The organism is Nocardia sp. NPDC060255, from assembly GCF_042727395.1.
Classification (GTDB): Bacteria; Actinomycetota; Actinomycetes; order Mycobacteriales; family Mycobacteriaceae; genus Nocardia.
The window spans coordinates 64580-90651 of the sequence record NZ_JBHXAU010000006.1 but is presented as its reverse complement, the minus strand read 5'-3'; the positions used below and the strand labels follow the sequence as shown (position 1 = coordinate 90651).

Sequence of the window (26072 nt, the reverse complement as noted above, 5' to 3'; positions counted from 1 at the left end):
CACCAGGATGGTATCCGTCGGTGTCGCCGGCATGCAGAGAGTTGCGGCCAACGTACCCGTCGGCGGCACCGGAAAGGAAACCGCCGTACAGGTATTCGGTGGGGGGTTGTTGTCGGCGTGGGCAACCCCAGGCACCAGACACAGAATTGTTGACACGACAAATGCTTTTAAGAAGGCCCGCACGAGACGCGCTCCCCTCGGTGTTACACGAGGATAACCATGGTGGCACCCTACTTCAGTGATAAACCGGAGGCTAGCTCGCAAACTGGTTGATGCGCAACACCTATCGCAAATATCTACACACATTCGTGACTGTCGGAACCGCCGACGGAGAGACTTTGCGACACTTGCAAATACCGCATCAACCAGTTGGACAATTGCTCAGTTATTGATCGGCGGAATGATTTTCGCGAACCCGACCTCGGGGGCGTCCGGATTCATCGCACCGGCGACGACCTCGAACGCCCGCGCGTCCAGCGCCGTGCAGCCCAACTCGGCGAGGCTTGCGAACCGAAACTCGCGCACCGTGATGGCCATCGCATGCGGGATGGTGCCGTGTTGCATGAACGGGACTGCGGTAGCCATGATTTCGTCATGATCGAGCCGCCGCCCGGGTGCGGGCCGAGCGCGCTTCGAGCCATCATTCGGCGAATAATGCTACTCCCCAGCATGATTCACGACAGCAGGATGGTAAGGCAGGTCGAGCGCGCGGCCCCCCGTCCGCGAGAGGTAACAGTACGACAACGAGTCGTACCGCACAGCCCGCACGATCGCGCGCAGCAAACCGTCGGTCTAGTATCCGACCCATGGGTACGCGAGCGGTGCACTTCGTGGGAAGTTTTCCAGCCGAGAGCACTGACGCAGCGATGAGAGCGATGCTGGACAGCGCCGGGCCACAGCTACGGACACTGCCCACGGGCGAGACGGCCCGCTACGAGTTCTACATCCGCCCCATCATCGAGGATCTGGTGAAGCAGGGCGCGCTGGAATCGAAGCGACCCGGCCAGTGGCGCACGAGCCGGGAACGGACCATTTATCAAGGCGCGGGCGGGAAGAAGCTCACCGGCGACATGATGGATCTCGGATATTTCCGCGAGGCCGAGGAAGCGCTGCCGGTATTCAACGCCCTGCGCGCCGAGCGGGATTTGTCCGGTATCACCCTCCAGCTCGGGATGCCCACCGATTTCACCATGGCGTTCATTACGATGGGCGCCGCCGGTCTGCTGCGAAACAAAAAGGCCTTCACCGACGCCACGGTGCGCGACATCGCCGCGATTCGTGAATTGGCCGGGGACAACGTCGTCATCCAGTTCGAAGCGACCGCGGAACTGGTATTGATGGCGAAGACGCAGCCGCTCCACAAACTTGCCGACCGGGTGTTCGGATTGGGCAAGGGCATCGCCGAACTGGCCGCGGCCAGCCCGCCGGGTACCCGCTTCGGCGTGCACCTGTGCTTGGGCAGCATGAACAACAAGGCCCGGGCAACGTTGCGGAATGTGCGGCCGTTCGTGGATCTCGCCAATTCGATAGTCCGGCATTGGCCCGCGGATCGCATCCTGACCTTCGTGCACGCACCGTTCGCGGCCGGCGACATCCCGCCGTCCGAGCAGCTCAAATTCTATGCGCCCCTTAAGAATCTGTCGCTGAACGAAGGCACCGACTTCTACGCGGGCATGGTGCACGACACTCCCACCGAGGCCGAGCAGCTGCACACGTTGCAGGTCATCGAGCAGGCGCTGGGCCGGCCGGTCGATGGGGTGGCCACCGCATGCGGTCTCGGCCGCCGCCCACGTCCGGTGGCCGACACGCTGATGGCGCGAGCGAATACACTTGCCGCGAAAGGGTGATTCGGTAACTGAGCGTCGGCGCGTATGCGCCACTGTGGCATAGCACAACATCCAGCCGGGAAGATCGCTACGATTGTGGTCGAGGATCGGGAGGACACCTTGTCGGACGTAGACCGAGCGCCAGGACTCAATCCGAACGTGCCGAGCTCGGCCCGGATCTATGACTACATGCTCGGCGGCAAAGACAATTACGACATAGACCGCGAAATCGCGCACCGCATGCTAGCCATCGCCCCGGACACCAAGACCTTGGCGTGGTTCATCCGCCAGTTCCTGGTGAAGGCGGTCGAGCTGGCCGCCGACGCGGGTGTCCGGCAGTTCATCGATCTGGGTGCGGGCATCCCCACCTCGCCGAACGTGCACGAGACGGCGCGCAAGATCGAACCGTCGTCCAACGTGGTCTATATCGACAACGATCCAATCGTGCACGCGCACTGCGACGCGCTGCTGGCGCATTCGCCCGGCGTGACCGCCCTGAAGGCCGACATCCGGCAGCCGGACGACATCATCGATCGGCTGAAAACCGGCTCGCTCATCGATTTCAACGAACCGGTCGCCCTGTTGATCATCGGCGTGCTGCATTACGTGATGGACGACGAAGACCCGTACGGGATCGTCGCCAAGTTCCGCGATGTGATGGCACCGGGCAGCTATCTCGCACTCACGCACGGCTCCAACGACACTCACCCCGACTTCATCAGCCAGTCGCAGGACGACACCAACGACAGTCCGTCTCAGGTCTGGTACAGATCGAAGGAACAGACGGAGGCGTTCTTCGACGGCTTCGACATGCTCGCTCCCGGTGTGGTGCCTGCCCAGGAATGGCTCGATGACGACCTGCCCGCCACCCGGCTGGTGATCTACGGCGGTATCGGCCAGAAACTCGCCTGACCCGTCAGCTTCGGCGACGACGGCCGTCCGGCTGGTCCATCGGCGGCAGCCGGAAACCGATCCGCGCGCCGGGACCGTGCTCGGCGAACACCGTGCCGTGGTGTGCGGTGATGATGTCCCCGACGATGGCGAGACCGAGCCCGGAACCCGGTGTGCCCTGGGTGTTCGCGGCGCGATAGAACCGATCGAAGATCGCGGCGGTGTCCTCGGCGGCGATGCCGGGTCCCTGGTCGCGCACCGTCAATTCGGTGCGGTGAATGTGCACGTCGACGGGGGTGTCCGGCGGGCTGAACTTGATCGCGTTGCTGAGCAGATTGTCGATGCACCGCGCGAGGGCCCGCGGCCTGGCCAGCACAGGTCCGGGATGGTCCGCGGTGACGGTGATGGTGCGTCCGCTGCGATGGCGGAAGCGTTGTGCGCAGTCCTCGGCCAGCGTCGGCAGGTCGAGTTCGGTGGGTTCCTCGGCGGTGTGCTGGTCGGTGGCCAGTTCGACGAGTTCGGCGACCAGGTCGTCGAGTGCGGCGGACTCCTGCACGAGGGTGTTGAGGACCTGGGTCTCGTCTTCCGGTCCGAGTCGGCCACGAGCGCGCTGCAGGAGTTCGGCGCTGCCGCGGATGGAGGTCAGCGGGGTGCGCAGCTCGTGGCTGGCGTCCTGAACGAGCCGGTGCTGCTGTGCGCGGGAGCGGCGCAGGGCGGTCAGCATGGTGTCGAAACTGCCGGTGAGCCTGCCGATTTCGTCGCGGCCGGTGGGCGGCAGCGGCACCGACAGGTCCTGGGTGGAGCTGATGTGTTCGGTGGCGGCGAGCAAGCGGCGGACCGGTCGCAGGATGCGGCCGATGGCCAGCCAGCTCAGCAAGGCCGACAGCGCCACCGCGATCGCGGTGATACCGCCGGTGCGCCACAGGAATTCGTTGTCGATCCGTTCCGGCTCGTGGTAGCGCTGCGCCACCATCACCGCACCGCCGCCGGGGCGCGGCTTGGTGAGGATCCCGTAGGGCTCGCCGTCCAGGTCGAGGTTGTATTCGGCGGTGCCGCTGCCGGTTCGGGCCACGACGCGATCGGCCTCGGCCACCGGCAGCGGCATCCGATCCGGTGCCAGCGGGTGGGCTGTACCGTCGGCCGACAGCAGCTGCTCGATGGTGTCGGACCGCTCGGGCAACACCGCGGGCAGCACGGCGACCACGGCGTCGACCCGGTCGTTGAGGCTGCGGTCGATCTGATTACCGACCAGCTCGCTGACCCCGCGATACGACGTCGCGAGCGTGACGACGATCGCCGCCACCACGGCGACGATGACCACGAGGGTGATCCTGGCGCGCAGCATCACGCGGGACGAACGGCGTAACCGACATTGCGGACGGTGTGAATCAACCGGGATTCGCCCTCCTGCTCGGTCTTGCGGCGCAGGTAACCGATGTACACGTCGAGCGAACGGGAATCGGTGTCGAAGTCGAATCCCCAGATGTGTTCGTAGATCCGGCTGCGGGTCAACACGATTCGCGCGTTGCGCAGCAGCAGCTCGAGCACGTCGAACTCGGTCTTGGTGAGCTCGATCGCCCGATCACCGCGATGCACCTCGCGGGTCGCCGGGTTGAGCGTCAGGTCCGCGACCGACAGCACCTCGGTGTCCTCGTCCGGGGCGCTGCGCCGCAGCAGCGCGCGCAGCCGGGCGAGCAACTCATCAGTGGCGAACGGTTTGGGCAGATAATCGTCGGCGCCCGCGTCCAGCCCGGCGACCCGATCGCCGATCTGCTGGCGCGCGGTGAGCACCAGGATCGGCAGCCGATCGCCGCGGCGCCGCAGCAGCCGGCACAGCGACAGCCCGTCCATGCGCGGCATGACCACGTCCACCACGGCCATGTCCGGCTGGATCTCCGCCAGCATTTCGAGCGCCTGCTGCCCGTCCGCGGCCAGGTGCACGGTGTAGCCCTCGAAGCGAAGCAGCTGGTCAAGGGTGCTGCGCACGTGCGGATCGTCCTCGACGACGAGCACCGATGCGGCGGGTGCTGACGAGCTGGGTGTGGTCACGCAGTCATTGTTGCTGGTGGGTAGCGAGTTTGTGGGTATCGGCCTGTTCACTTCGTGACCGCCGTCACCGCGACGACGCCGATAGTGGCCGGGCAGGTTCTCGCACGCATTGCCCAACCCTTGCCGACCTGCGGCAAGGCAGCACGAAACTTGCGCAAGAAGTGGGTAAGAATCCGGTTCGGACTCGGACATATGGATTCTTACCTGATTCTTCCGTAGCCCTCGCAGACCATTGACCTCGACCGCCCAGGATTTCTCTCAACGCTCCGCTGAATGTGGGAGTCGAACCGAGGGAAAGGATTTCGAGGATGCGCAAAGGAATGCGGGCAGTCGCATGTCTGGTAGCAGCGCTCGCCGCCACGACTCTGGTCACGGCATGCGGCGAGACCAAGCCGGCCGGTCCCGACTGGTGCCCGACCGTGCCGGGACATCAGGTCGAGTGCGGCGTGCAGTCCCGGCCGCTGGTCACGGATAAGCCCGAATTGGGCACCGTCGCAGTGAGTTACGCGCTCATCAAGCGCAGCAAGCTCGACGCACCGGCCGCGGGCACTATCGCCCCGAACCCGGGCGGCCCCGGCGTCCCGCTGATCGACCACGCCGCGCAGGCCACGCAACTGTCCGCGCACCTCCTCGACGATCACGACCTGCTGCTCATCGACCCGCGCGGCACCGGCCTGTCCAGCCCGTTGGACTGTGGCGCGGACGAGGCGGGCTACGAGGTCGGCACCCGCGAATACCAGCGGCAGACGGTGGCCCGCTGCGCCGAACAGCTCGGCCCGCGCGCCGCCGGCTACACCTCGGCGGCCACCGCCGACGACTTCGACGCGATCCGCGCGCGGCTCGGCATCCCCAAGCTGGTGCTCTACGGCATCTCCTACGGCACCTACCTGATGCCGATCTACGCCGAACGCCACCCCGACACCGTGCAGTCCATCGTGCTCTCCGGTGCCTACCCGCCCGAGTTCGACCTGCTGTCGCGGCCCAATGCCGAAGCGGTATCGCTTGCGCTGCAACGGATCTGCGATCGCAGCAAGGCTTGTGACGGCGCGACCGCCGTTGCCGACCTGCGCACCGTGGCCCAGCGGTTGGCCGTGCAGCCGCTGGCCGTCACCGGCCGGAATCCGTTGCAGCTCAGCGAGAGCAAGCTCGCAACCCTCGTCTTCGAGGTGGCCAGCACCAATGTCGGCGCCGATCCGACAGCGCCGACGCTGATGGGCGCGCTCCCCGCCGCGCTGCACGGCGCCGCCAACGGCGACGACACCGGGCTGCGGCAGTGGGCCGAGCAGGCAGGCAGTGAGCCGACCGCCGAGAACATCGACCTCTTCATCACCGTCGCCTGCAACGACTACCCCACCCTCTGGCAGCGTCAGTCGTCGCAGGCCGAGCGGGTGCAGCAGTACCGGGACGGGCTCGCCACGGCCGGACCCGACGGCGTCGGCGCCTTCAGCGCCGAGGGATTCAGCGCGGGCATGCGCGACGGCGGCGACGCCTGCATCCAGTGGCCCGCGTTCACCAGCGCATACCCCGGCCGCCCGGTCGCCGCGCTGCCGAACGTCCCGGTGCTGGTCATGTCCGGCGACCTCGACGCCATCACCCCGGACGCGAACGGCAAGCGGGTAGCCGCCGGCTTCCCGAACGCGACCTTCCTGTCCGTCCCGAACACCGGCCACGTCCCCGATCTGGAGCCGAGCGGCTGCGTCACCGACTTGGTGGCCCGCTTCATCCGTACCGGCAACACCGGACCGACCGCCTGCGTGGATTCGATCCCGGCCATCGCGGTCACCCCGGTCCCCCGCTGATCCAACCCGCACGACGCCCAGCCCCGACACAGCGCGCGCTGATCGAAAGCCGAACAGCCGCAATGCCGTTCCCGTGAAAGCGGGGAGCCAGACGCTGTCGTCGGGGCTGGGCGTTTCCGCATGTGCACAGCCTCAAAACTCGCGTGTCCCCAGTCACTCCCGACCTCTTGCGTGACCACCATCACTTCGCTATCTTGTGCAATGTCACACGTCACATGACATCTGGATCGACCGCTGATCCGGACAATCGCGCAGATGGAGGCTTCACATGCCCGAACCGATCACCTCAGCCGTGACCAAGCCCTGGCACGGGATCCTGGTCGCGACGACGCTGCCGTTCGCTGCGGACTACTCGGTCGACTACGACGCCTACGCTCAGCACGTGCAGTGGCTGGCCGCGAACGGCTGCCACGGGGTGAGCCCGAACGGGTCGCTCGGCGAATACCAGACCCTTGACGACGAGGAGCGGGCCAGGGTGGTGACGACGGCCATCGCGGCCGCACCGGACGGCTTCACCGTGATGCCGGGCATCGCGGCATACGGAGCGTTGCAGGCGCGCAAGTGGGCCGCGCAGGCCGCCGAGGCCGGGGCGCAGGCCGTGATGCTGTTGCCGCCGAACACCTATCGCGGCGGCCGCGACTCGATCCTCGATCACTACCGCACGGTGGCCGAGGTCGGCCTGCCGATCGTGGCCTACAACAACCCGTTCGATACGCGCATCGACCTGACCCCCGACATCCTGGCCGAACTGTACGGCGAGGGCTTGATCGTCGGGGTCAAGGAGTTCACCGGCGACGTGCGGCGCTTCTACGAGATCAAGGAACTGGCACCCGAACTCGACGTCCTGGTCGGCTCGGACGACGTGGTCCTGGAACTCGGCATCGCGGGCGCGGTCGGCTGGGTGTCCGGGTACCCGAACGCGATTCCGCGTTCGACGGTCGAGCTGTACAACGCCTCGGTGAACCGGGATCTGGACAAGGCGCTGCCGCTGTACCGCGAGCTGCACAAGCTGCTGCGCTGGGACTCGAAGCCGCAGTTCGTGCACGCCATCAAGCTGTCCATGGATCTGGCGGGCCGACCGGGCGGCAAGTGCCGCCCACCGCGGGTTCCGCTGGCGCCGGAGCTGGTCGCGAAGATCACCGAGGACACCCGCGACGTGCTCGCCAAGGGCTACCGGTAGGCAGTTCGTAGCCGGTGCACACGAAAGATTGAGGAGCACGCAATGACCGAGAGCACGGTCGAATCCGTTCGCGACACCACCGCGGCGGAGGTCGATGCCATCGCTGCGGCGGCCGCCGCGGCCGCGGGACCTTGGGCGGCAATGGCGCTGACCGAGCGCGCCAGGGTGCTACGCGATATCGCCGATCGGCTCGACGCGCATGCCGCCGAGCTGATCCCGTTGGCGATGCGGGAGACGCGCCTGTCCGAGCCGCGGCTGGTCGGCGAGCTGAAGCGCACCAGTTTTCAGTTGCGGCTGTTCGCGCAGGTCGTGCTCGACGGTGATTTCCTCGACGTGCGCATCGACACCGCGGACGCCGAGTGGCCGATGGGTGCGCCGCGGCCGGACCTGCGGCGGATGAACATCGCGCTCGGCCCGGTGGTCAACTTCGCCGCGAGCAACTTTCCGTTCGCCTTCTCGGTCGCGGGTGGCGATACCGCCGCAGCGCTCGCGGCGGGATGCCCGGTGATCGTCAAAGCGAGCCCCGGGCATCCCGCGCTCTCCCAGGTGGTTGGGCAGCTGATAGCTCAGACGCTTGCCGAATGTGGTGCGCCGAGTGGGACTTTCGGGCTCGTCTTCGGCCGCGACGCCGGAGTGCGGGCGCTCACCCACCCTGCCGTCGCCGCCGCGGCGTTCACCGGCTCCACCGCGGGCGGGCGGGCGCTGTACGACCTGGCGTCTCGTCGTCCGGTGCCCATCCCGTTCTACGGTGAACTCGGTTCCATCAACCCGGTATTCGTCACCGACCAGGCCGCGCGGACCCGAACGGCGGAGATCGCGGCGGGGCTACTGACCGCGGTCAGCGCGAGTGCGGGTCAGCTGTGCACCAAGCCGGGCTTGGTCGCGATACCCGAGGAATCAGCGGTTTTCAGCGAGCTGGCCGCGCTGATCCGGAACCGGCCGGTGCCGACCGGGGACCTGCTCAACGCGGAGATCGCCGCCGGATTCGCTCGCTCCGTCGAGCAGGTACGCGCGCACCCGAACGTGGAACTGCTCGCGGGCGGCGGGCCGGGCGAGGCGCTGCTGCTAGCCACGACGGCGCGCACGGTGCTGTCCGATCGCGACGCGCTGATGCACGAGATGTTCGGTCCGGCAACGCTTCTGGTCAGCTACCGAGATACTGACGAATTGCTCGAGCTGGCTCGATCCGTGGGCGGTCAACTGACGGTCTCCCTCTTCGGTGACCACGTCGACGACACCGTCCGCGCGCTGACCGCCGCCGCGGTGGGCGCGGCCGGACGAGTGCTGTGGAACAGCTGGCCCACCGGACTCTCGGTGACCTTCGCCCAACAGCACGGCGGCCCCTACCCGGCGACAACGGCTCCGACGGCGACCTCCGTTGGTACCGCGGCGATTTCGCGGTTCCTGCGCCCGGTGACGTACCAGTCGGTGCCCGAGGACCTGTTGCCGCTCGAATTGCGCACGGACAACCCGGTTTCCGTGCCGCGCTCGGTGAACGGGGCACGCACACAATGACCAAAACCTCGCCCCGCGCCACCTCCCTGCGGGGAACCGACGTCCTGATCATCGGTGGCGGCATGATCGGGTGCGCACTCGCGGATCGGCTGGCACTGGACGGTGCCTCGGTCCGCGTCTGCGAGCGGGGCGGGGTCGCCTCAGGCACCACTGCGCATGGTGAAGGCAATGTGCTCGTCTCGGACAAAGGGCCGGGACCCGAGTTGGCGCTCGCCCAATTGTCCCGGCGACTGTGGCCCACCGTCCTCGAACGGCTGTCTTCCAGCGCGGCAGTCGAATGGGAACCCAAGGGCGGCATAGTCGTTGCCACCACCGACGCCGGTGCCACGGCATTGACCGTGTTCGCGGACGGTCAGCGTGCCGCCGGGGTTCGCTGCGAGCACCTCGATGCGGATCAGTTGGCCGCGGCCGAGCCCGCACTCACCCGCGACGTGTGCGCGGCCGTGTACTACGCCGAGGACGCCCAGGTTCAACCGGCCGGTGCCGCGACCGCGCTCCTCGAATCGGCCATCGCGGCAGGCGCGGTCGTCGAAACCCGCTGCGAGGTCACCGCGCCGCTGATCCACGGCGGCCGACTGATCGGCGTGCAGACCACCCGCGGACCACGGCACGCCGACGTCGTGATCAATGCGGCGGGCCCGTGGTCGGGCGCGGTGTCGGACCTACTCGGCGCGCCGATCGCGATCAAACCTCGACGCGGGGACGTACTCATCACCGCACCTATGCCACCGACGGTGTTCCACAAGGTCTACGACGCCGATTACGTTGGTGCCGTTGGCAGTTCGGACGCGGCTTTGCAATCGTCAGCGGTGGTCGAATCGACCAGGGGCGGCCCACTGCTGCTCGGCTCATCACGCCGCCAGTGCGGCTTCGATGATCGGATACGCCCGGACAGCCTGGCCGCCATCGCCCGAAAGGCGTTACGGCTGTACCCGATCCTCGCCGACGTCACGATCATGCGGGCCTACGGCGGTTTCCGCCCCTACGTAGACGACCACCTCCCGGTCATCGGCCCCGACCCAAGACTCCCCGGCCTCTGGCACGCGACCGGCCACGAGGGCGCAGGCATCGGCCTGTCAATCGGTACCGCCCAACTGATTTCGTCAGCACTAACCGGACAACCACACGAGATCGACATCGCCCCCTTCGCCATCGACCGCCCCGCCGTCCTCACCAGCCCCACCACCGCAAAGGCATCCCGATGACCGAACCCGCCCTCCCCCACCTCGACCGAAGGGCCCCTTCAGTCGTCCAGACCGGCCGAAAGCGCCCTTCGGCCGGTGGCGGATGTTCGACCGGGGGCGACCTTTGGTCGGCTGTACGGGGTGAAGGTCGCCTTCGGTCGGAACGGGGGGTGATGGTGTGAGTCCGCGTCTGATTCGTGCGGATGTTGATCCGGTTGGGCGCTGCGATCGGGCGCTGACGGTGAGTGTCGATGGCACGCCGGTTTCTGGGGTGCACGGTCAGAGCCTCGCGACGGTGCTGCTCGCCGACGGTCGGTCGCACTGGCGCACCGCGCCCAACGGTGGCCCTCGCGGCGTCTTCTGTGGCATCGGTGTGTGTTTCGACTGCGTCGCTACGGTCAACGGCGTTCGGGATGTTCGGCTGTGCCGACGACCGGCTCGGGACGGCGACAGCGTCACCACGCAGACCCGGCTGACGGGAGAGACGCAATGAGCCGACATGTAGTGGTGATCGGTGGTGGCCCGGCAGGCACCGCAGCCGCCGAATCCGCGCTGCGACATGGTGCGACGGTGACGCTGATCGACTCGAACGAGGCGCTCGGGGGGCAGTACAACCGGCGCATCCCGGCCGCGTATGGCGTCCGTCAGCCGCTCACCATCGGACACGGATATGCCGCGGCCGCACGTCGTGCCCGGCTGCTGATCGAGCATCCACGGTGTGAGTACCTGGCATGGGCGGCGGTCTATCAGATCGAGCGTCACCTCGAAGGTGGTTGCCCCGCAGTGCGTTTGCTGATCGGTGCCGAGGGTGACCGGCGGGAGCATCGCGTGGTGCAAGGTGACGCGCTGGTGCTGGCCACCGGCGCCTACGACCGGGTGTGTCCTTTTCCCGGGTGGGATCTGCCCGGCGTCTATACCGCCGGTGCCGCACAGACTCTCGCGAAGACGCAGCGGCTGCTGGTCGGCCGGTCCGTATTGCTTTCCGGCACCGGCCCGTTCCTCCTTCCGGTCGCACAATCGCTGGCCGAGAACGGAGCTCAGGTACGGGCGGTGCTCGAGGCCAACCCTGGTCGCCGCATCGCCAGGCACTGGGCCGCCAGGCCGTGGGAACTCCGGCACAGTGTGGGTAAAGCCCTCGAGCTGGTCGAATATGTGGCATCCGGTGTGCGGCACCGGATTCCGTTACGCACCGCGCACGCGGTGGTCGCGGTCGCGGGTGACGGCCGAGTGGAAGAAGCCACCGTCGCCCGGCTCGACGAGAACTGGACCCCGATCCCCGGCAGCCACACCACGGTGCCGGTGGACGCGGTCGCGGTCTCGCACGGCTTCACCCCGCAGCACGAACTCGCCGTCGCCGCCGGGGCGAAGCTCACCGCGAGCGGCTTCGTGCAGGTCGACGACAGCCAGCTGACCAGCGCCGAATGTGTGTGGGCGGCAGGCGAAATCACCGGCATCGGTGGCGCCCAGGTCGCCGCCGTCGAAGGGACCGTCGCCGGCCTGGCCGCGGCAGGCGCCACCCCGGACCGGGCGCTGCGGGCACACCACCGCACGGCCGAACAGTTCGTGGCCCGCCTCGCGGCCGCGCATCCGATTCGGCCCGGCGTGCTCGCCTGGTCCCGGCCGGACACCGTCATCTGCCGCTGCGAGGGCACCACCTGCGGCGAGCTGACCACCGCCTGGTCCAGCGCCGCGGGTGACGGCTACCGCTCCGCCAAACTGGCCACCCGCGCCGGACTCGGCCCGTGCCAAGGCCGGATGTGCGCGGCGAATATCGAGGCGTTGCGCGGCAAGCCATCCGCCGACCAGGCCACCGCGACAACGGGTCTCGCCGCAGCCAGTCCCGCTTGGCGTCCGCTGGCGGCTCCGGTGCGCTTGCGCGAACTCGCCGAAATCGACAGTGACGCGGTACGCGTGGCAGGCCCGGCGGCTTGCGTGAACTCGCCCAATTCGACAGTGAAGGAAAGTCCTGATGCGTAGCAACACCATCATTTCCGCGATCGACACCCACACCGAGGGCATGCCGACCCGGGTGATCACCGGCGGCATCGGCACCATCCCCGGCGATACCATGGCGGCCAAGCGAATCCACTTCATCGAGCACCTCGACGGATTGCGCAAGCTGCTGGTCAACGAGCCGCGCGGGCACGCGTCGATGAGCGGTGCCATCCTGCAGCAGGCGACCACTGACGACGGCCACTACGGGGTGCTGTTCATCGAGGTCAGCGGCCTACTGCCGATGTGCGGACACGGCACCATCGGCGTGGCGACCGCCTTGGTCGAGGCGGGCATGGTGCCGGTCACCGAACCGGTCACCGAGATCCGCCTCGACACCCCCGCCGGACGCGTCGTCGCCTCGGTCGCGGTGCGCGGCGGCCACGCGGAGTCGGTCACCCTGCGCAACGTGCCCGCCTACTGCGACAGCCTGGACAACGAAGTCGAGGTCCCAGGTCTCGGCACGGTCCGCTACGACATGGCCTACGGCGGCAACTTCTACGCCATCGTCGATCTCGGCAAGCTCGGAATGCCGTTCGACCGGGCACACAAGGACCGCATCCTCGACGCGGGTCTACGAATCATGGCCTCCATCAACGAGTTCCGCCGCCCGGTGCACCTCGGGGACGAGCACATCGCCGGATGCAAACACGTACTGTTCCTCGACCCCGCGTCCGAACCGGCCCACACCCGCCACGCCATGGCCATCCACCCCGGCTGGTTCGACCGCTCCCCGTGCGGCACCGGCACCTCCGCCCTGCTCGCCCGCCAGCACGCCCGCGGCTTCCTCACCGAAGACCAAGTGCTGCAGAACGATTCGTTCATCGGCACCACCTTCTACGCACGAGCCGTCGAAACCACCACCGTCGGCGACCGCCCCGCGATCGTGCCGACCATCACCGGCCGCGCCTGGCTCACCGGCACCGCCAACTACCTCCTCGACCCCACCGATCCCTTCCCCGAGGGCTTCGTCTTTTAACCATCACCACCCGCTCCACAGCTCCTCGAAAGGCCGTCAATGAAGACAGTCACCAAACCCGTCCGCCCGCCGCTCACCAAGAGCGGGGTCATGCGCCGAATGCCGGTAATCGTCGCCGACACAGGCGATTTCAAGAAGAGCATGGGGCTGTGGCAACTGGTCGCGCTGAGCCTCGGCGGACTGGTCGGCGCGGGGGTGTTCTCGCTGGCCGGTGTGGTGGCCAATGAGGTCGCGGGTCCGGCGGTGCTGGTCTCGTTCGCCATCGCGATCATCGCGTCCGGTGCGGCCGGGCTCTGCTACGCCGAATTCGCGGGCATGGTTCCGCGTGCTGGTTCGGCTTACACCTACTCCTATGTGGCGCTCGGCGAGATCATCGGCTTCATGATCGGCTGGGATCTGTTGCTGGAGTACACCGCCATCGTCTCGGTCGTCGCGATCGCGGTGTCCGGGTATCTGAACTACATCACCCACTACATCGGATTCGATCTGCCCACTTGGGCGCTCGGCGCGCCGGGCACCGGATCCGGGCACAAGGTCGACCTGTTCGCCGTGCTGCTCTGCCTGCTCCTGGCGTTCCTGCTGTCGCGGGGCACCCGCGAATCCGCCCGCGTGCAAACGGGACTCGTCGCGTTGAAGATGGTGATCGTCGCGATCGTGGTGGTGGCGGGCGCATTTCATATCAAGTCGGGCAACTATCAGCCGTTCTTCCCGTTCGGTGTCGGCGGCGCGGTTTCCGGTGCGGCGCTGGCCTTCTTCGCGGTCTACGGCTATGACGCGATGAGCGCCGCGGCAGAGGAGTCCAAGGACGGCAAGAAGCTGATGCCCAAGGCGATCATGATCAGCCTCGGCATCGCGTCGGTGGTCTACCTGCTGGTCTGTCTCGTCATCGTCGGCATGGTCAACTACACCGATATCAATGTCTCCTCGCCGTTTTCCAGCGCGTTCGATTCGATCGGCATGGGCGTCCTCGGCCTGATCATCGCGGTCGGCGCGGTCGTCGGCGTCACCACGTCGGCGTTCGCGAACATGCTCGCGGTGACCAGGGTCGGCTTCGCGATGAGCCGCGACGGCCTGCTGCCCTCCTACTTCGCCAAGTCCAGCCCGGTGCGCAAGGTGCCGTCGCGGGTGATCTGGCCGGTCGGCGTCGTGTCGGCGCTCATCGCGGGCTTCCTGCCGATCCGGGAGGCCGCCGAGCTCACCAATGTCGGCATCCTGATGGCGTTCATCGTGGTGGCGCTCGGCGTCGTGCGGCTGCGCCGCACCCGCCCCGAGGTCGAGCGCGCTTTCCGCACGCCGTGGGTGCCGGTGGTGCCGCTGATCGGCATCGTCTTCTCCATCTGGCTGATCAGCCACCTCACCTGGGTCACCTGGCTGCGGTTCGTCGTCTGGCTGCTGATCGGCCTCGGCGTGTACGTAGCCTTCAGCTACCGGCACTCGAAACTGAATGACGTGGAAAGTTAACTAGTCTGATAGAAGTCGTGCTCGCACACAGGAGAAACCCGGAGCGCATTCATGATCGAACGGTTGGATATACCCAAGCGGCCAACGCTGCGCGATCACGTCTCCGATGCGCTGCGGGCGGCGATCATCTCCGGTGAGCTCGAGCCCGGGGTGCTGTATTCGGCGCCATGGTTGTCGGAGCGCTTCGGGGTCTCGCCGACGCCGGTGCGCGAGGCGATGCTGGATCTGGTCAAGCAGGGGCTGGTGATCTCGGTGCCGAACAAGGGTTTCCGGGTCACCGAGATCTCCGATGCGGACCTCGATTCGATCGCCAAGATCCGGATGCTGCTGGAGCCGCCGAGTGTCCGCTCGATCGTCGGCGATATCCCCGAGTCCGATATTCCGGGACTGCGGAATCAGGCCGACAAGATCGTCGATGCGGCCAAGCGCGGCGATCTGGTCGAATACGTCGACGCCGACCGGCAGTTCCACCTGATGCTGCTGGACTACTGCCACAACCCGCGGCTGTCGCAGATCGTCGGCGACCTGCGCGCGCAGACCCGGCTGTTCGGCCTCGCCGCGCTCGTCGAGCGCGGCGAGCTGGACAAGTCAGCGCAGGAGCACCACACGATCATCGACCTGATCGAGGAGCGCCACGACGAGCAGCTAGAGCTGTTCCTGCGCAAGCACATCGGGCACGTTCGCGGCATCTGGGCGGCCGGGAACGCACCGGACCAAGACGTCCCGTAGTCGCTATCGGCTGCGCATCTTTCGCGTCTCGAGGTCGCTGGTCACATTCGACTCCAGCAGGTAATCGGCGGTCCGCTTCGCCAGCGCGTCGGCCCACCAGAACGCGCTGCTGATCTGGAGGAACCCGCGCACGTCGTAATTGATCGCCATGAACGACACCCGCGTGCCCTTGCCCGCGGCATAGAACAGCGTATGGATGTGCAGGTCATCGCCCGCGTCGATCAGCATCGCCATCGCGGGCTCGTGCTCGGTCAGCAGCCTGCGGGCGTCGCCGGGATTCAGCGCGCGCACCGTCCAGAACTCGCCGATCCCCGGGGTCTTGAAGTACCGCAGCCTGCGTTCGGTGAACGACGGCTTCTTCGTGGCCGCCATGTGCACCGCGGCGGCGACCGTGGTGATCGGTGCCGCGGCGGTGAGCACAACGCCGACCTTCGCGGGAGCGATCAGACCTGACATGCGGTTCCTAAAGTAAGCCATGTCTGGCCAACGTTAGGTGTCGTAGCGGCCGGTCTGTATCCGTCGTTCGACCGACTACGCCAATCGTCCCGGCTTGCGCCCGAACACCATTGACGTGGGCCCGATCAGATGCTGCTTCTTGATGTGCACGAAGCCCGCCTCCCGCAGCCAGCCCGCGCACTGGGTGGTGGTGGCCTCGAAGCCCTCGCGCATCTCCAACATGATGTTCAGGCTGGACAGGGAGCTGATGAGGTTGTTCTTGCGATTCGGGTCGGTCATCGCGTCGTAGACGAGCAGTGCGCCGCCGGGCGGGACGGCCTCGTAGGCCTTGGCGATCAATTCGCGCCGGACGGTTTCGCTGTAGCCGTGCAGCACGTGGCCGAAGCTGATCACGTCCGCGCTGGGCAGCGGACCGCCGAACATGTCACCGGACACGAATCGGATCCGGTCGGCGAGTCCGAACGATGCGACGTATTCCTCGAAGATCGGCTGTACCGCGGGCAGGTCGTAGCTGACCCCGCTGATGTGGGAGTGGGTGAGCGCGATCCGGACCGGCAGTGCCCCTTGGGCCGCACCGACATCCAAGAAGGTCTGGAACCGCCGCCACGGAAAGCGCGCGGCGATGAGCATCGCCTCGCCGGTCGAGATTCCGGTCATGCCCGCCAGGAACTTTCGCAGCGCGACCTGATCGCCGTAGAGCGAGGAAAAGAATTCGCTCTCCCCCTGTTCCTCTTCGGCTCCGGGCTTGCCGGTCCGGAGCAGATCGCCCAGCCCGGACCACAGGTCGTAGAGTCGCGTGCTCGACAGCTCCATCAGCCCGCCGATGTAGCTCGGCTTGGCGCGGTCCAGGAACAGCGCGGCCTGCCGCGAATTCGTATATATCCCAGCGCGATCGCGCCGCAGCAGACCGAGGTCGACCAGCGCGCTGAGGAACGGGCCCGCCGCACGTGGCTGCCAGTCCAGCCGGTCCATCAGCTCCCGCTGCGACAGCGGGCGCACCGCCAACTCGGTGAACACGCCGCACTCGACCGCGGTGAGCACGACCCGGGAGGGCCAGAACCCCATCCCGGTCTCCAGGATCTGCTGTGGATCGGCGAAGAGTCGCAGCAGCGGGCCACCGATCCGGCTCTGAAATGCCCGCATCAGCAACTGCTCGCGGCGCAGATCGCCCTTACGCGAGTCGGGGGCCGGGTCGAGCACGGCCGGAATCGCCGGATTCGGCACCGGTGCGCGGTCCTCGGTCGGGCTCTTGGGATGTGCCATCGTGCAACTCCTCAGATGTACTGACCTCGGGTCACTTGCTGCTCATCGGGCAATGACGTAGCCGTCTTCCGGCCGGTGGTCGCGGGAACGGCGGAGGTCGGCCACGGCGAACGTGCGTTGTACCCATCGGTCCGCGCCGTCGTAGCGGGGTTGGAAGGCGGTGCGGCCGTGCACGGTGACTCGATTGTCCACGATGACGAGGTCGCCGGGGGTGAGTCGGGTGATGTGCGCGACCGTGTTGCAGGCCTGGCCGAATTCGGTCAGTGCCGCTTCGGCGCGCGGAGTAAGTGGGGTGGTCGCGATGGTGGCCATGCGGATGTCCGGGTCTTCGATGGCACCGGACAGCAGGGGTTTCGGTGCGCGGGCTGCGCTGTCCGACGGGAAGGACGGCGGTGGCGCGGTGATGAACTCCGGGGCGAACAGTGTTTCGCGGCTCGCGGGTGTCAGCAGTGGCAGCACTTCTCGAAGGCAGGCGGTGCGCAGGCCGGCGATCCGGTCGTGGTCGGCGCGCAGGCACAACAGCAGCACGTAGTCGGGTTCGTGCTGATGGAAGGCGTTCTCGTTGTGGAAGGTCAGCAGCACCGAACCCGCGTTACCCGAGAAGGTTTCCTTGCCGCGCACCGGCACGACGTCCTGCACGAGGGCGCCGGACTTCTCGGCGAGATAGGCGGCGGGATCGCCGAGCCCGCAGGCCAGCATGATGAGCACCGCGGCGGAAACGGTGGCTGCGCGCTGCACCGAATCCGGTGTCGACGGCGTGGCGGGCAGCAACGCCTCGTCGACCGGCAAGCCCTTGATCACCAGCGTGCCGCGCAAGCCGGAGTGGCGACGGAACTCGCGCACGCCGCGACGCAGCGGGTGAGGCAGTGCATCCCAGGAATGTCTTGCGCGAGCGACCCATTCGGGATCGTCCACGCGATCCTCAGCACCACAGAAAGTGCGGGCCAGCTGGTCGATCTCGGCCGTATCGCCAGGCGCCAATTCCACATCGACGACGGCGGTTTCGGTGATCTCGTACGTCAACGCTCGCTCCTGGATCGGAAATATAAAGGCGGCGAACCACTCTCGACTGTTCAGCGTTGCCTTCGGAGGGAGATGGCGTCGGCGAGATAGTGGTCGCCGAAGCGGATCAGCGGGGCGTATTGGGCGGCCCGGCGGTGCCGCATCAGCCGGAGTTCGCCGACGGCGTTGTCCGGGCCGGTGGGCAACTGCGCGATGGAGCGGCGCAACCGCACCATCGAATAGGCAAGCGTGACATGGCGTTCGCTGTCCACCAGGTCGGCTTCGAGCAGCGCGTCCCTGGCTTCGGCGAGCTCCGGGTCGCGGGCGTGCAGCTCGGCGAAAGTGTCCGGGACCACGGTGAGCAGGTCTTTCATCGCGCCGCGGAAGGTCTTGTAGCCGCGATGTTGGCGGCCGCTCAACGGCATCGAGACATCCGGCGGCTGCATGGTCGGGCGAACCGAGGCCATGTAGTACTCCACCGGGATGGTGCTGGCGTGCGTCATCGCCGCGGGGAAGCCGCGCACGTAGGTGGTCGCGTGTTCGAGCCTGGTCAATGCGGCGTCGGTCGCGCCGTCGCGAAGATGTTGTGCGGCATCGGTTACCGCGACCGCCGCGCAGATGTTGAACAGGACGTGCACCTGGTGTCCGACGAGCCAGCGCGCGGTCCACTCACGCTCCAGCGAGATGCCGTCGGTTGCCGATGAGTCGGGCAGGGCCTCGACGGGCAGCCCGTCGGATTCAGCGGTACCGGTGAGGTCGAGCGCGGCCTGCCGCATCCCCGCGACCTCCACCGCCAAGTCGGCACCGGACAGCGGCGCTCGACAGAGGTCACGCAGACCGCGGTGGACAACCAGGACTCCGTGCAGGGCGGCCTGCTGGTCGGTCAGGTCTACCTCGCGGACCCGAAAGAACGACTGGCTCACCGACTCTGCGGGCAGCTTCTCACCGACGATGGCCCCCGCCTCCGCTGCCAGCGCGTTGACCAGCTCACCTGCGGCGGCCGCCGCTCGCTGCAGGGCAGCGGTGCGTTCACTCGGACCGGCGTGCGTCGGCACTTCGGTCAGCGTGCGCGCCGTTCGCTGTGCTTCTGATCGAACATGAGAGTTCAACTGCGGGACGGTTCCTCCGTCCTTCAGTCCCCGGAATACAGCAACGGGCGGATGCGGGTCTGCCACCGAGGTACCCATGTGATGAGGATATCCGGAACAAGGTCGTCCCGCTGGGTTGCCGCATTGGTCGATCCCACGAATTCCGTTGTCTGGTCAGCTATCTCGAGCGCGGCTCCGTCGACCGGGTGCTGGGCGGTCTGCCTGCGGCGCGGTTCGGGCGATCGCGTGTGGCGGGTAGCCGCCGGTCTGCCCGGTCTTCGTTCCCAGGCTCTCACAAAATGGATGCGGCGGTACTTTTTCGGTCATGCAATAAGAGCTCCATTCAGCAATAATAGATCTTGCTAGTAAAACCGTTCAGAAGGCATCCAGATGCCTGTCAGGACCGCGAAATACCCTGCAAGGCCGAGGTTCTCGCGGAGCAGGCTTTTTGACCCATTTTACGCCGATTCTCCTGCCTGTGACATTTCAGCAGAAGTTAATCATTTCGATGTAACCCGACGTCTCAGCTATTGATGTCACGTAGTTATGGCCGGTAACTTTTTAATCGACAGCACGTTCAATTCGCTGCCACGTTGTTCATTCGATTCACTGTCTTTGCTCAAAAGGAGTGTGTAATGCTCAGCAATCTATTCTTCGCACGGGTGGCGCTCGCCGCGGTGAGTTGCACAGCGGCCGCGGTGGCCCTCGGTGCCGGTCCGGCCCAGGCCGCGGCCTCGACCACGGTCGGCCCGGCCGGCGCCGCCGTCTCGGCCGTCAATGTCGGAGCCGTGACGGCCACGGCAGGCCCGGTGACGGTCACCTGCAACACCGTCACCGCGACCGGATCGGTGCCGGCGGCACCGAACAATCAGAACCCGGGCGGCCCGGTGACCGTGCAGATCGGGGCACCGAGCATCAGCGACTGCTCGACCAACCTGCCCGGCCTCACCGCCACCGTCACCACCAGCGGCACCTGGTCGGTCTCGGTGCAGAACGGGTCGCCGATCGTCGGCAGCCTGACGATTCCCCAGGGCGGAATGACGGTCCACAACAGCGGGTTGGCCACCTGCACCACCGTTGTCGCGCCGAACGGGCCCGCGACGGTGGCAGGCACCTTCACCAACGGCAACCCGTCGAAGGTGACCAGCAATGGTTCGGCACCGGTCAAGATCACCGGCGGTTTCCTGTGTCCGACGAATTCGACCTCGGGATCGGTCTCGGCCACCTTGGCATTGACGAACACCACCAACCCGTCGCAGCCGATCACAGTCGGCCCGTAACTCCGCTCGAATCCTGCCGCGGGGCCCGCATACAGAACGTTGTATGCGGGCCTTGCGTTTTCGTCATTTCGAAATGCGCGCCTCTGGGTAGAATCCCCACTTGCCCAACGCCGCGCCGGCATCGATCAGCTGGCGAATGTGACGTCGGCGGCGTTGACTACTGCGGCAGTGCGGCCCGGTGCTGTCTGGTAATGCCAGTAGAGGTTCGTGTGTGCGATGACCTGCTCCGGCGGCGGGGCGCCCCACTGGCTCTTGTCGAAGGTGGTGTGCGCGTCACCGACGAGGGTGACGTCGTAGCCGCGGGCGAACGCGCCGTGGATGGTGGATCGGACGCAGGCATCGGTCTCCGCGCCGGTCACCACCAGGCGGCCGATGCCCGCCTTCGCCAGCACCGCCTCCAGGTCGGTGTCCTCGAAGGAGTCGCCGAACATCTTGTGCACCAACGGTTCCGAGTCCAACCGAACCAGCTCCGGGACGTACTCCCAGTCCGCACTCCCCCGCACCAGCTCCTCGGAGTTATGCTGAATCCAGACGACCGGCGTGCCTTGCTCACGCGCCTTGCCGACGACCGCGGCGATGGTGGCGACGACGGCGTCCCGCTGATGCGCCTCGGCCACGACGCCGTTCTGCACGTCGATCACCAGCAAAGCGGTGTTGGGTCGATCCGACAGCACGGTCATAATTGGTCTCCTCTGCTGGCCTGACAACGCGGATGACGGTAGACCAGGACACCGACAATTACCGTCGACCCGGGATGTCCGGCAAACGAATTCACTGACGCTCGGCGAGTTCGGCCAGTCGGTCGAGCGAGGCCCGCAGCTTGTCCGCGGTGGTGGCGCGGGCCCGGACCTGACGCTTCTCGTCGGTCAATTGCGACCAGTCATAGGTGTGGGTGACTCTGGTGTGCGTCTCGTCGATGGGCTCGACTTCCCAGCGCCACAGGTGCCCCGGCGGCTGCTCGCCCGGCACGGACGGCAGCCAGGCGATGCGACGACCCTCTTCGAACTCGACGATGCGGTTGTCGCGGTCGGCGCCGGTAGTAAGCGTCATGGTGAACACGTCACCCACCGCGCGGATCCGTTGCTCCGTCACGGCTTTCGCCAGATTTTCGTTGCCGTCCCACAGCGGCTGCTGTACCGGGTCGGCGATCAGTTCGAAGACCTGTTCCGGCGTGGCCGCGATGTCGCGGCCGGCGGTCACGGTGCGCGAAGGCTCGATGTTGTCCGTCATGCTCCTGATCGAAGCATCCCGCAGCCGGGTCGCGCCAGGTGTGCGGCCGCGATCACCTAGCCCGTGTCGCCGGGCCGCGCATCGGACCGGGGCTGTCCGCAACCTCCTGTTTGCCCGAATGAGGCGGATTCGTCCCATGTTCACCGCGCGCAGTTCGTTCAGCCCAGTTAAACGTTGTCACTTCAATCCACCGGACAGGGGAGACTGTAAGTGAACGATCGTTATACCCAGCTGTGTATTTCCAGGCGCGGACTGCTGGTCGGCGCGACCGTCCTCGCCGGGAGCCTGGCGCTACCCGGTATCGCCAACGCGGACAGCAAGTTTCCGATGCCGACAGGCCCGGACATCACCGTGCTGATCACCGGCGACGCGGGCACCGGCGAGGCCGGGCAGCGCGCGGTGGCCACGGCGGCGAAGCGGGCCTGCCAGGCCGAAGGGGTGTCGCTGGCGGTGGGGCTCGGCGACAACATCTACGAGGACGGCGCGGAAACCGATGACGACGACGAGTTCTCGACGAAGTTCGAGCAACCCAACGCGGGCATCGACGTGCCGTGGTTGATGGTGCTCGGCAATCACGACTGCAGCGGGACCTTCCCTGGCAGCGGCGGAAATCCGAGCAAGGGCGATCACGAGGTCGCCTACCATCGGCGCTCCGCCCGCTGGTACATGCCGTCGCGGTACTACCAGGTGGCGCTGCCCGCCTCGGGTGAACCGCTGGTCGAATTCTTCGCGCTGGACACCGTTCCCGTCTCCTCGACGGTGCTGCAGACCGATCCGAACTACCAGTGGAACGGTCCCTACATGCGCCAGCAACGCCAGTGGCTGGATCGCGCGCTGACCGCGTCCCGCGCGACGTGGAAGATCGTGCTGACCCATCATCCGTATCGCAACAACGGAAAGCACGGCAACGCAGGCGCTTACGACGGAGTCACCGTCGGCGACTACATGAGTGGCAGGCACCTGAAAGAACTCTTCGAAGAGGTCGTCTGCGGCAGAGCCGATTACATCCTCTCCGGCCACGACCACACGCTGCAGATCCTCGACACCGCCGGCGCGGCCCGTGGCACCCAGCAGATCATCTGCGGCGCCTCCGCCAAGCAGAACGACGGCTCGTCCGCGATCACTAATCAGTCTTTCTGGCAAGACTTTTCGAGCCTCGGCTTCATGATCGCGAAGATCCGCCGCGGCGCGGTCACCCTCGACGCCTACACCGTCGATCCGGCGAACGGCACGGCGCGACCGGCCTATACCCACGTCCGTCAACGCTGATTTTCCCCAGTTCGCAGCCCAGCAGGTGAAGTCAAACTTGTTGGGCCACTTTGTGCTACCTCGCACAATCCCGAGAATCGGCCCGGCCCAGGATGATTCGTCCAGTTTGCCATCGATCCGACGTCCGATAGCGGACGGATGATCATGAAAACGTCACGAACGCGTCATCGGCGCCTGGTCGGATCACCTTCTGCCCGAACCGGAATCTAAGAGATTCGAGGAAGTGCCATGCCGCTACCAAAGCCCACCCGGCTCAGCATCATCGCCGCACTCGCCACCACCCTCATGGTGGGTGCCCCGCAGGCCTCCGCAGCACCCGCGTCGACCCCTGAGCTCAGGGTGCTGACGTACAACACCTTCCTGATGAGCAAGAACCTGTACCCCAACTGGGGCCAGGACCACCGGGCCGCGGAGATCCCGAAGACCGACTTCTTCAAGGGCAACGACGTTGTCGTGCTGCAGGAGATGTTCGACAACGAGGCCTCCGACGCACTGAAGGCGAAAGCCAAGGCCGAATACCCGAATCAGACGCCGGTCGTCGGCCGCTCGAAGGACGGCTGGGACGCCACCGGCGGCAAGTACAGTGCCGCGACACCGGAGGACGGTGGCGTCACCATCCTCAGCAAGTGGCCGATCATCCGCAAGGAGCAGTTCATCTTCGCCGATGCCTGCGGCGCCGACTGGTGGGCCAACAAGGGCATCGCGTATGTGGTGCTGTCGGTCAACGGCAGCAAGGTGCACGTAGTCGGCACGCACAGCCAGTCCACCGACTCCGGCTGTGGCGCCGGTGAGGCCGCGCGCGATAGGTCGTCGCAGTTCAAGGAGATCGACGCCTTCCTCGCCGCGAAGAACATCCCCGCGAGCGAACAGGTGCTGCTGGCAGGCGATCTGAACGTCGACTCGCACAGTGCCGAATACGGTTCGATGCTCGCCGACGCCCGCCTGGAGCCCGCCACCGCCCGCACCGGCCACCCGTACTCCTTCGACACCAAGGAGAACTCGATCGCGAACTACCGCTACCCCGGCGACCCCCGCGAAGACCTCGACTACGTCCTGCACCGCAAGGGCCACGCCAAGCCCGCCAGCTGGCAGAACCGTGTCGTCAAGGAATCCTGCGCCGCCTGGACCGTAACCAGCATGGGCAAGGACTACACCTACACCAACCTGTCCGACCACTACCCGGTAACCGCGGGCGTCTGATCCGCTGAATAGACCGGCCCGCCCCGCAGCCAGGGGCGGGCCCGGTTTCCGCTGGTGGGTTCCGGGATTCGGGGCGCTGATTTCGGCGCGGTGGTCGGCAGTGAAAGTTGTTGCCACGGCACCGGGTCGCGCGTCCTATGATCGCCACACAGTGAGAGTGGAGATGCCCGTATGACCGCAGTTACCGACGCCGGTGCCACCGGATATGCCCGCGTTATCGCGCCGCCGGGGTGGAGCCGCTGGCTGGTTCCGCCTGCTGCGCTGTCGATTCACCTTGCGATCGGGCAGGCGTACGCCTGGAGTGTGTTCAAACCGCCGTTGGAGAAGGCGATGGACATCTCGGGGACCGGGAGTGCGCTGCCGTTCCAGATCGCGATCGTGATGCTCGGGTTGTCGGCGGCCTTCGGCGGAACGCTGGTGGAGCGGCGGGGGCCGCGGTGGGCGATGACCGTCTCGCTGGTGTGTTTCTCGTCCGGATTGCTGATCTCGGCGGTGGGCGCGTACGCGAATGCGTACTGGCTCATCGTGTTCGGGTACGGGTTCGTCGGCGGGATCGGGCTCGGCATCGGTTATATCTCCCCGGTCTCCACGTTGATCCGCTGGTTTCCGGATCGGCCCGGCATGGCAACGGGTTTCGCGATCATGGGCTTCGGTGGTGGTGCGTTGATCGCGTCGCCGTGGACGACTCAGCTGCTCTCGACCTTCGGCAAGGACAACGTGGGTATCGCCGAGACCTTCCTGGTCATGGGCTTGGTCTACGCGGTGTTCATGTCGGTCGGCGTCTTGCTGGTGCGGGTGCCGCCGCCGGGGTGGCGGCCGGCCGGCTGGGTGCCGCAGGCGAAAACGACGAAGCTGGTCAGCGAACACGATGTCGCGGCCAACGACGCGATCCGGACGCCGCAGTTCTGGCTGCTGTGGATCGTGTTGTGTTTCAACGTGACCGCGGGCATCGGCATCCTGGAGAAGGCGGCGCCGATGGTGGTCGACTTCTTCAAGCAGACCTCGACACCGGTGACAGCGGCTGCGGCGGCGGGCTTCGTCGCGGTACTGTCCGCGGCCAATATGGCCGGGCGGATCGGCTGGTCGTCGCTGTCGGATGTGATCGGCCGCAAGAACATGTACCGGATCTACCTCGGCGTCGGCGCGATCGCCTACGCGGTGGTGTGGTCGGTCGGGCAGACCAACAAGCCGCTGTTCATCCTCGGCGCGATGGTGATCCTGTCGTTCTACGGCGGTGGCTTCGCCACGGTTCCGGCGTATCTCAAGGATCTCTTCGGGACCTACCAGGTCGGCGCGATCCACGGCCGGCTGCTCACGGCGTGGTCGGTGGCGGGCGTCGCCGGGCCGCTGATCGTCAACGCCATCGCGGATTCCGGTGCGCGGCACGGTAAGACGGGGCCGGAACTGTACGGGCCCTCGTTCGCCATCATGATCGCCCTGCTCTGCGTCGGCTTCGTCGCCAACGAACTGATTCGCCCGGTGGCGGCGAAACACCATCGGAAGGTCCCCACGGAGGCCGTTCGCACGGAGGGAAGCCCGGCATGACCGAACTCGACAACGCCGAAACGGCTGCGCCGCGGCGCATTCCGCTGTTGATCTTCGCCTGGCTCTGGGTCGCCGCGCCCTTCGCCTACGGGCTGGATCGCTTGATCGTGAACTTGCTCAAACTGTTCCAGTAG

Annotated in this window: 25 protein-coding genes; 16 read left to right on the top strand and 9 right to left on the bottom strand. The window is 66.7% G+C overall.

Annotated features, from left to right (window positions below; all coding sequences use genetic code 11):
• Nucleotides 1-381: 381 nt before the first annotated feature.
• Nucleotides 382-585: a hypothetical protein gene (locus ACFWF1_RS14090; protein ID WP_379290176.1), complete on the bottom strand. Its 204-nt coding sequence runs from the start codon at nt 583-585 to the stop codon at nt 382-384.
• Between the two features lie 281 nt (nt 586-866).
• On the opposite strand from ACFWF1_RS14090, the gene ACFWF1_RS14085 reads away from it, so the two are divergent.
• Nucleotides 867-1847: a hypothetical protein gene (locus tag ACFWF1_RS14085; protein ID WP_379290175.1), complete on the top strand. Its 981-nt coding sequence runs from the start codon at nt 867-869 to the stop codon at nt 1845-1847.
• 99 nt (nt 1848-1946) lie between these two features.
• The gene (locus tag ACFWF1_RS14080) at nt 1947-2738 is read left to right on the top strand and encodes an SAM-dependent methyltransferase (protein ID WP_379290173.1); all 792 of its coding nucleotides are present in this window, start codon (nt 1947-1949) and stop codon (nt 2736-2738) included.
• Nucleotides 2739-2742: 4 nt separating this feature from the next.
• On the opposite strand, the gene ACFWF1_RS14075 is transcribed toward ACFWF1_RS14080, so the two are convergent.
• Together ACFWF1_RS14075 and ACFWF1_RS14070 are read right to left on the bottom strand one after the other, a co-directional pair.
• The gene (locus ACFWF1_RS14075) at nt 2743-4038 is read right to left on the bottom strand and encodes an ATP-binding protein (protein WP_379290171.1); all 1296 of its coding nucleotides are present in this window, start codon (nt 4036-4038) and stop codon (nt 2743-2745) included.
• Nucleotides 4039-4061: 23 nt separating this feature from the next.
• On the bottom strand, nt 4062-4730 hold the full coding sequence (locus ACFWF1_RS14070; protein ID WP_379290261.1) for a response regulator transcription factor: 669 nt from the start codon (nt 4728-4730) through the stop codon (nt 4062-4064).
• A gap of 344 nt (nt 4731-5074) precedes the next feature.
• Here ACFWF1_RS14070 and ACFWF1_RS14065 point away from each other — a divergent pair, with 344 nt between their 5' ends.
• From ACFWF1_RS14065 to ACFWF1_RS14025, 9 genes are all read left to right on the top strand, one after another.
• Nucleotides 5075-6565: an alpha/beta fold hydrolase gene (locus ACFWF1_RS14065; protein ID WP_379290169.1), complete on the top strand. Its 1491-nt coding sequence runs from the start codon at nt 5075-5077 to the stop codon at nt 6563-6565.
• A 268-nt stretch (nt 6566-6833) separates the two neighbouring features.
• Nucleotides 6834-7745: a dihydrodipicolinate synthase family protein gene (locus tag ACFWF1_RS14060; RefSeq protein ID WP_379290167.1), complete on the top strand. Its 912-nt coding sequence runs from the start codon at nt 6834-6836 to the stop codon at nt 7743-7745.
• 42 nt (nt 7746-7787) lie between these two features.
• The gene (locus ACFWF1_RS14055; RefSeq protein ID WP_379290165.1) at nt 7788-9260 is read left to right on the top strand and encodes an aldehyde dehydrogenase (NADP(+)); all 1473 of its coding nucleotides are present in this window, start codon (nt 7788-7790) and stop codon (nt 9258-9260) included.
• Complete coding sequence (locus ACFWF1_RS14050; protein ID WP_379290164.1) at nt 9257-10465, top strand: NAD(P)/FAD-dependent oxidoreductase; 1209 nt, start codon at nt 9257-9259, stop codon at nt 10463-10465. The genes ACFWF1_RS14055 and ACFWF1_RS14050 overlap by 4 nt, the downstream gene beginning before the upstream one ends.
• Before the next feature lie 157 nt (nt 10466-10622).
• Entirely contained in the window at nt 10623-10937 is a 315-nt protein-coding gene (locus tag ACFWF1_RS14045) for a (2Fe-2S)-binding protein (protein ID WP_379290162.1), read from the top strand.
• Nucleotides 10934-12421 carry an FAD-dependent oxidoreductase gene (locus ACFWF1_RS14040; RefSeq protein ID WP_379290161.1) on the top strand — a complete coding sequence of 496 codons (1488 nt, stop codon included), beginning with the start codon at nt 10934-10936 and terminating at the stop codon, nt 12419-12421. Before ACFWF1_RS14045 ends, ACFWF1_RS14040 begins: the two co-directional genes overlap by 4 nt.
• Nucleotides 12414-13415 carry a proline racemase family protein gene (locus ACFWF1_RS14035; protein WP_379290159.1) on the top strand — a complete coding sequence of 334 codons (1002 nt, stop codon included), beginning with the start codon at nt 12414-12416 and terminating at the stop codon, nt 13413-13415. Before ACFWF1_RS14040 ends, ACFWF1_RS14035 begins: the two co-directional genes overlap by 8 nt.
• Nucleotides 13416-13454: 39 nt before the next feature.
• Nucleotides 13455-14876 (top strand): amino acid permease, encoded by a 1422-nt coding sequence (locus ACFWF1_RS14030; protein ID WP_379290158.1) that lies wholly within the window; start codon nt 13455-13457, stop codon nt 14874-14876.
• 51 nt (nt 14877-14927) lie between these two features.
• Nucleotides 14928-15605: a GntR family transcriptional regulator gene (locus tag ACFWF1_RS14025; RefSeq protein WP_379290156.1), complete on the top strand. Its 678-nt coding sequence runs from the start codon at nt 14928-14930 to the stop codon at nt 15603-15605.
• Between the two features lie 3 nt (nt 15606-15608).
• Here ACFWF1_RS14025 and ACFWF1_RS14020 read toward each other — a convergent pair whose 3' ends face one another.
• The 4 genes from ACFWF1_RS14020 to ACFWF1_RS14005 all read right to left on the bottom strand — a co-directional run bounded on the left by ACFWF1_RS14020 (nt 15609) and on the right by ACFWF1_RS14005 (nt 19513).
• Nucleotides 15609-16061: a hypothetical protein gene (locus ACFWF1_RS14020; protein WP_379290155.1), complete on the bottom strand. Its 453-nt coding sequence runs from the start codon at nt 16059-16061 to the stop codon at nt 15609-15611.
• A gap of 75 nt (nt 16062-16136) precedes the next feature.
• A complete protein-coding gene (locus ACFWF1_RS14015; protein WP_379290154.1) occupies nt 16137-17324 on the bottom strand; it encodes a methyltransferase in 1188 nt (395 codons plus the stop codon).
• Between the two features lie 42 nt (nt 17325-17366).
• Complete coding sequence (locus ACFWF1_RS14010) at nt 17367-18347, bottom strand: TauD/TfdA family dioxygenase (protein ID WP_379290153.1); 981 nt, start codon at nt 18345-18347, stop codon at nt 17367-17369.
• Nucleotides 18348-18397: 50 nt separating this feature from the next.
• The gene (locus ACFWF1_RS14005; protein WP_379290152.1) at nt 18398-19513 is read right to left on the bottom strand and encodes a hypothetical protein; all 1116 of its coding nucleotides are present in this window, start codon (nt 19511-19513) and stop codon (nt 18398-18400) included.
• 536 nt (nt 19514-20049) lie between these two features.
• Here ACFWF1_RS14005 and ACFWF1_RS14000 point away from each other — a divergent pair.
• Nucleotides 20050-20694, top strand: coding sequence for a hypothetical protein (locus ACFWF1_RS14000; protein WP_379290150.1), 645 nt, complete (start codon nt 20050-20052; stop codon nt 20692-20694).
• Between the two features lie 125 nt (nt 20695-20819).
• Here the strand turns inward: ACFWF1_RS14000 and ACFWF1_RS13995 are convergent, their stop codons facing one another.
• Together ACFWF1_RS13995 and ACFWF1_RS13990 are read right to left on the bottom strand one after the other, a co-directional pair.
• Complete coding sequence (locus ACFWF1_RS13995) at nt 20820-21374, bottom strand: isochorismatase family protein (RefSeq protein WP_379290149.1); 555 nt, start codon at nt 21372-21374, stop codon at nt 20820-20822.
• A gap of 91 nt (nt 21375-21465) precedes the next feature.
• Complete coding sequence (locus ACFWF1_RS13990; protein WP_379290148.1) at nt 21466-21924, bottom strand: SRPBCC family protein; 459 nt, start codon at nt 21922-21924, stop codon at nt 21466-21468.
• Nucleotides 21925-22134: 210 nt separating this feature from the next.
• On the opposite strand from ACFWF1_RS13990, the gene ACFWF1_RS13985 reads away from it, so the two are divergent.
• The 4 genes from ACFWF1_RS13985 (at nt 22135) to ACFWF1_RS13970 (ending at nt 26072) form a co-directional block, all read left to right on the top strand.
• Nucleotides 22135-23193 (top strand): metallophosphoesterase, encoded by a 1059-nt coding sequence (locus ACFWF1_RS13985; protein ID WP_379290146.1) that lies wholly within the window; start codon nt 22135-22137, stop codon nt 23191-23193.
• Between the two features lie 228 nt (nt 23194-23421).
• The gene (sph, locus tag ACFWF1_RS13980) at nt 23422-24393 is read left to right on the top strand and encodes a sphingomyelin phosphodiesterase (protein WP_379290144.1); all 972 of its coding nucleotides are present in this window, start codon (nt 23422-23424) and stop codon (nt 24391-24393) included.
• 171 nt (nt 24394-24564) lie between these two features.
• Nucleotides 24565-25938: an OFA family MFS transporter gene (locus ACFWF1_RS13975; RefSeq protein WP_379290142.1), complete on the top strand. Its 1374-nt coding sequence runs from the start codon at nt 24565-24567 to the stop codon at nt 25936-25938.
• Complete coding sequence (locus ACFWF1_RS13970) at nt 25935-26072, top strand: hypothetical protein (RefSeq protein WP_357377532.1); 138 nt, start codon at nt 25935-25937, stop codon at nt 26070-26072. Before ACFWF1_RS13975 ends, ACFWF1_RS13970 begins: the two co-directional genes overlap by 4 nt.

Bases quoted from the DNA above. Each gene is read 5' to 3' on its own strand.
- ACFWF1_RS14090 (WP_379290176.1), bottom strand. From the start codon at position 585: ATGGCTACCGCAGTCCCGTTCATGCAACACGGCACCATCCCGCATGCG.
- ACFWF1_RS14085 (WP_379290175.1), top strand. From the start codon at position 867: ATGAGAGCGATGCTGGACAGCGCCGGGCCACAGCTACGGACACTGCCC.
- ACFWF1_RS14065 (WP_379290169.1), top strand. From the start codon at position 5,075: ATGCGCAAAGGAATGCGGGCAGTCGCATGTCTGGTAGCAGCGCTCGCC.
- ACFWF1_RS14060 (WP_379290167.1), top strand. From the start codon at position 6,834: ATGCCCGAACCGATCACCTCAGCCGTGACCAAGCCCTGGCACGGGATC.
- ACFWF1_RS14055 (WP_379290165.1), top strand. From the start codon at position 7,788: ATGACCGAGAGCACGGTCGAATCCGTTCGCGACACCACCGCGGCGGAG.
- ACFWF1_RS14050 (WP_379290164.1), top strand. From the start codon at position 9,257: ATGACCAAAACCTCGCCCCGCGCCACCTCCCTGCGGGGAACCGACGTC.
- ACFWF1_RS14040 (WP_379290161.1), top strand. From the start codon at position 10,934: ATGAGCCGACATGTAGTGGTGATCGGTGGTGGCCCGGCAGGCACCGCA.
- ACFWF1_RS14035 (WP_379290159.1), top strand. From the start codon at position 12,414: ATGCGTAGCAACACCATCATTTCCGCGATCGACACCCACACCGAGGGC.
- ACFWF1_RS14030 (WP_379290158.1), top strand. From the start codon at position 13,455: ATGAAGACAGTCACCAAACCCGTCCGCCCGCCGCTCACCAAGAGCGGG.
- ACFWF1_RS14025 (WP_379290156.1), top strand. From the start codon at position 14,928: ATGATCGAACGGTTGGATATACCCAAGCGGCCAACGCTGCGCGATCAC.
- ACFWF1_RS14020 (WP_379290155.1), bottom strand. From the start codon at position 16,061: ATGTCAGGTCTGATCGCTCCCGCGAAGGTCGGCGTTGTGCTCACCGCC.
- ACFWF1_RS14015 (WP_379290154.1), bottom strand. From the start codon at position 17,324: ATGGCACATCCCAAGAGCCCGACCGAGGACCGCGCACCGGTGCCGAAT.
- ACFWF1_RS14005 (WP_379290152.1), bottom strand. From the start codon at position 19,513: ATGGGTACCTCGGTGGCAGACCCGCATCCGCCCGTTGCTGTATTCCGG.
- ACFWF1_RS14000 (WP_379290150.1), top strand. From the start codon at position 20,050: ATGCTCAGCAATCTATTCTTCGCACGGGTGGCGCTCGCCGCGGTGAGT.
- ACFWF1_RS13995 (WP_379290149.1), bottom strand. From the start codon at position 21,374: ATGACCGTGCTGTCGGATCGACCCAACACCGCTTTGCTGGTGATCGAC.
- ACFWF1_RS13990 (WP_379290148.1), bottom strand. From the start codon at position 21,924: ATGACGGACAACATCGAGCCTTCGCGCACCGTGACCGCCGGCCGCGAC.
- sph (WP_379290144.1), top strand. From the start codon at position 23,422: ATGCCGCTACCAAAGCCCACCCGGCTCAGCATCATCGCCGCACTCGCC.
- ACFWF1_RS13975 (WP_379290142.1), top strand. From the start codon at position 24,565: ATGACCGCAGTTACCGACGCCGGTGCCACCGGATATGCCCGCGTTATC.
- ACFWF1_RS13970 (WP_357377532.1), top strand. From the start codon at position 25,935: ATGACCGAACTCGACAACGCCGAAACGGCTGCGCCGCGGCGCATTCCG.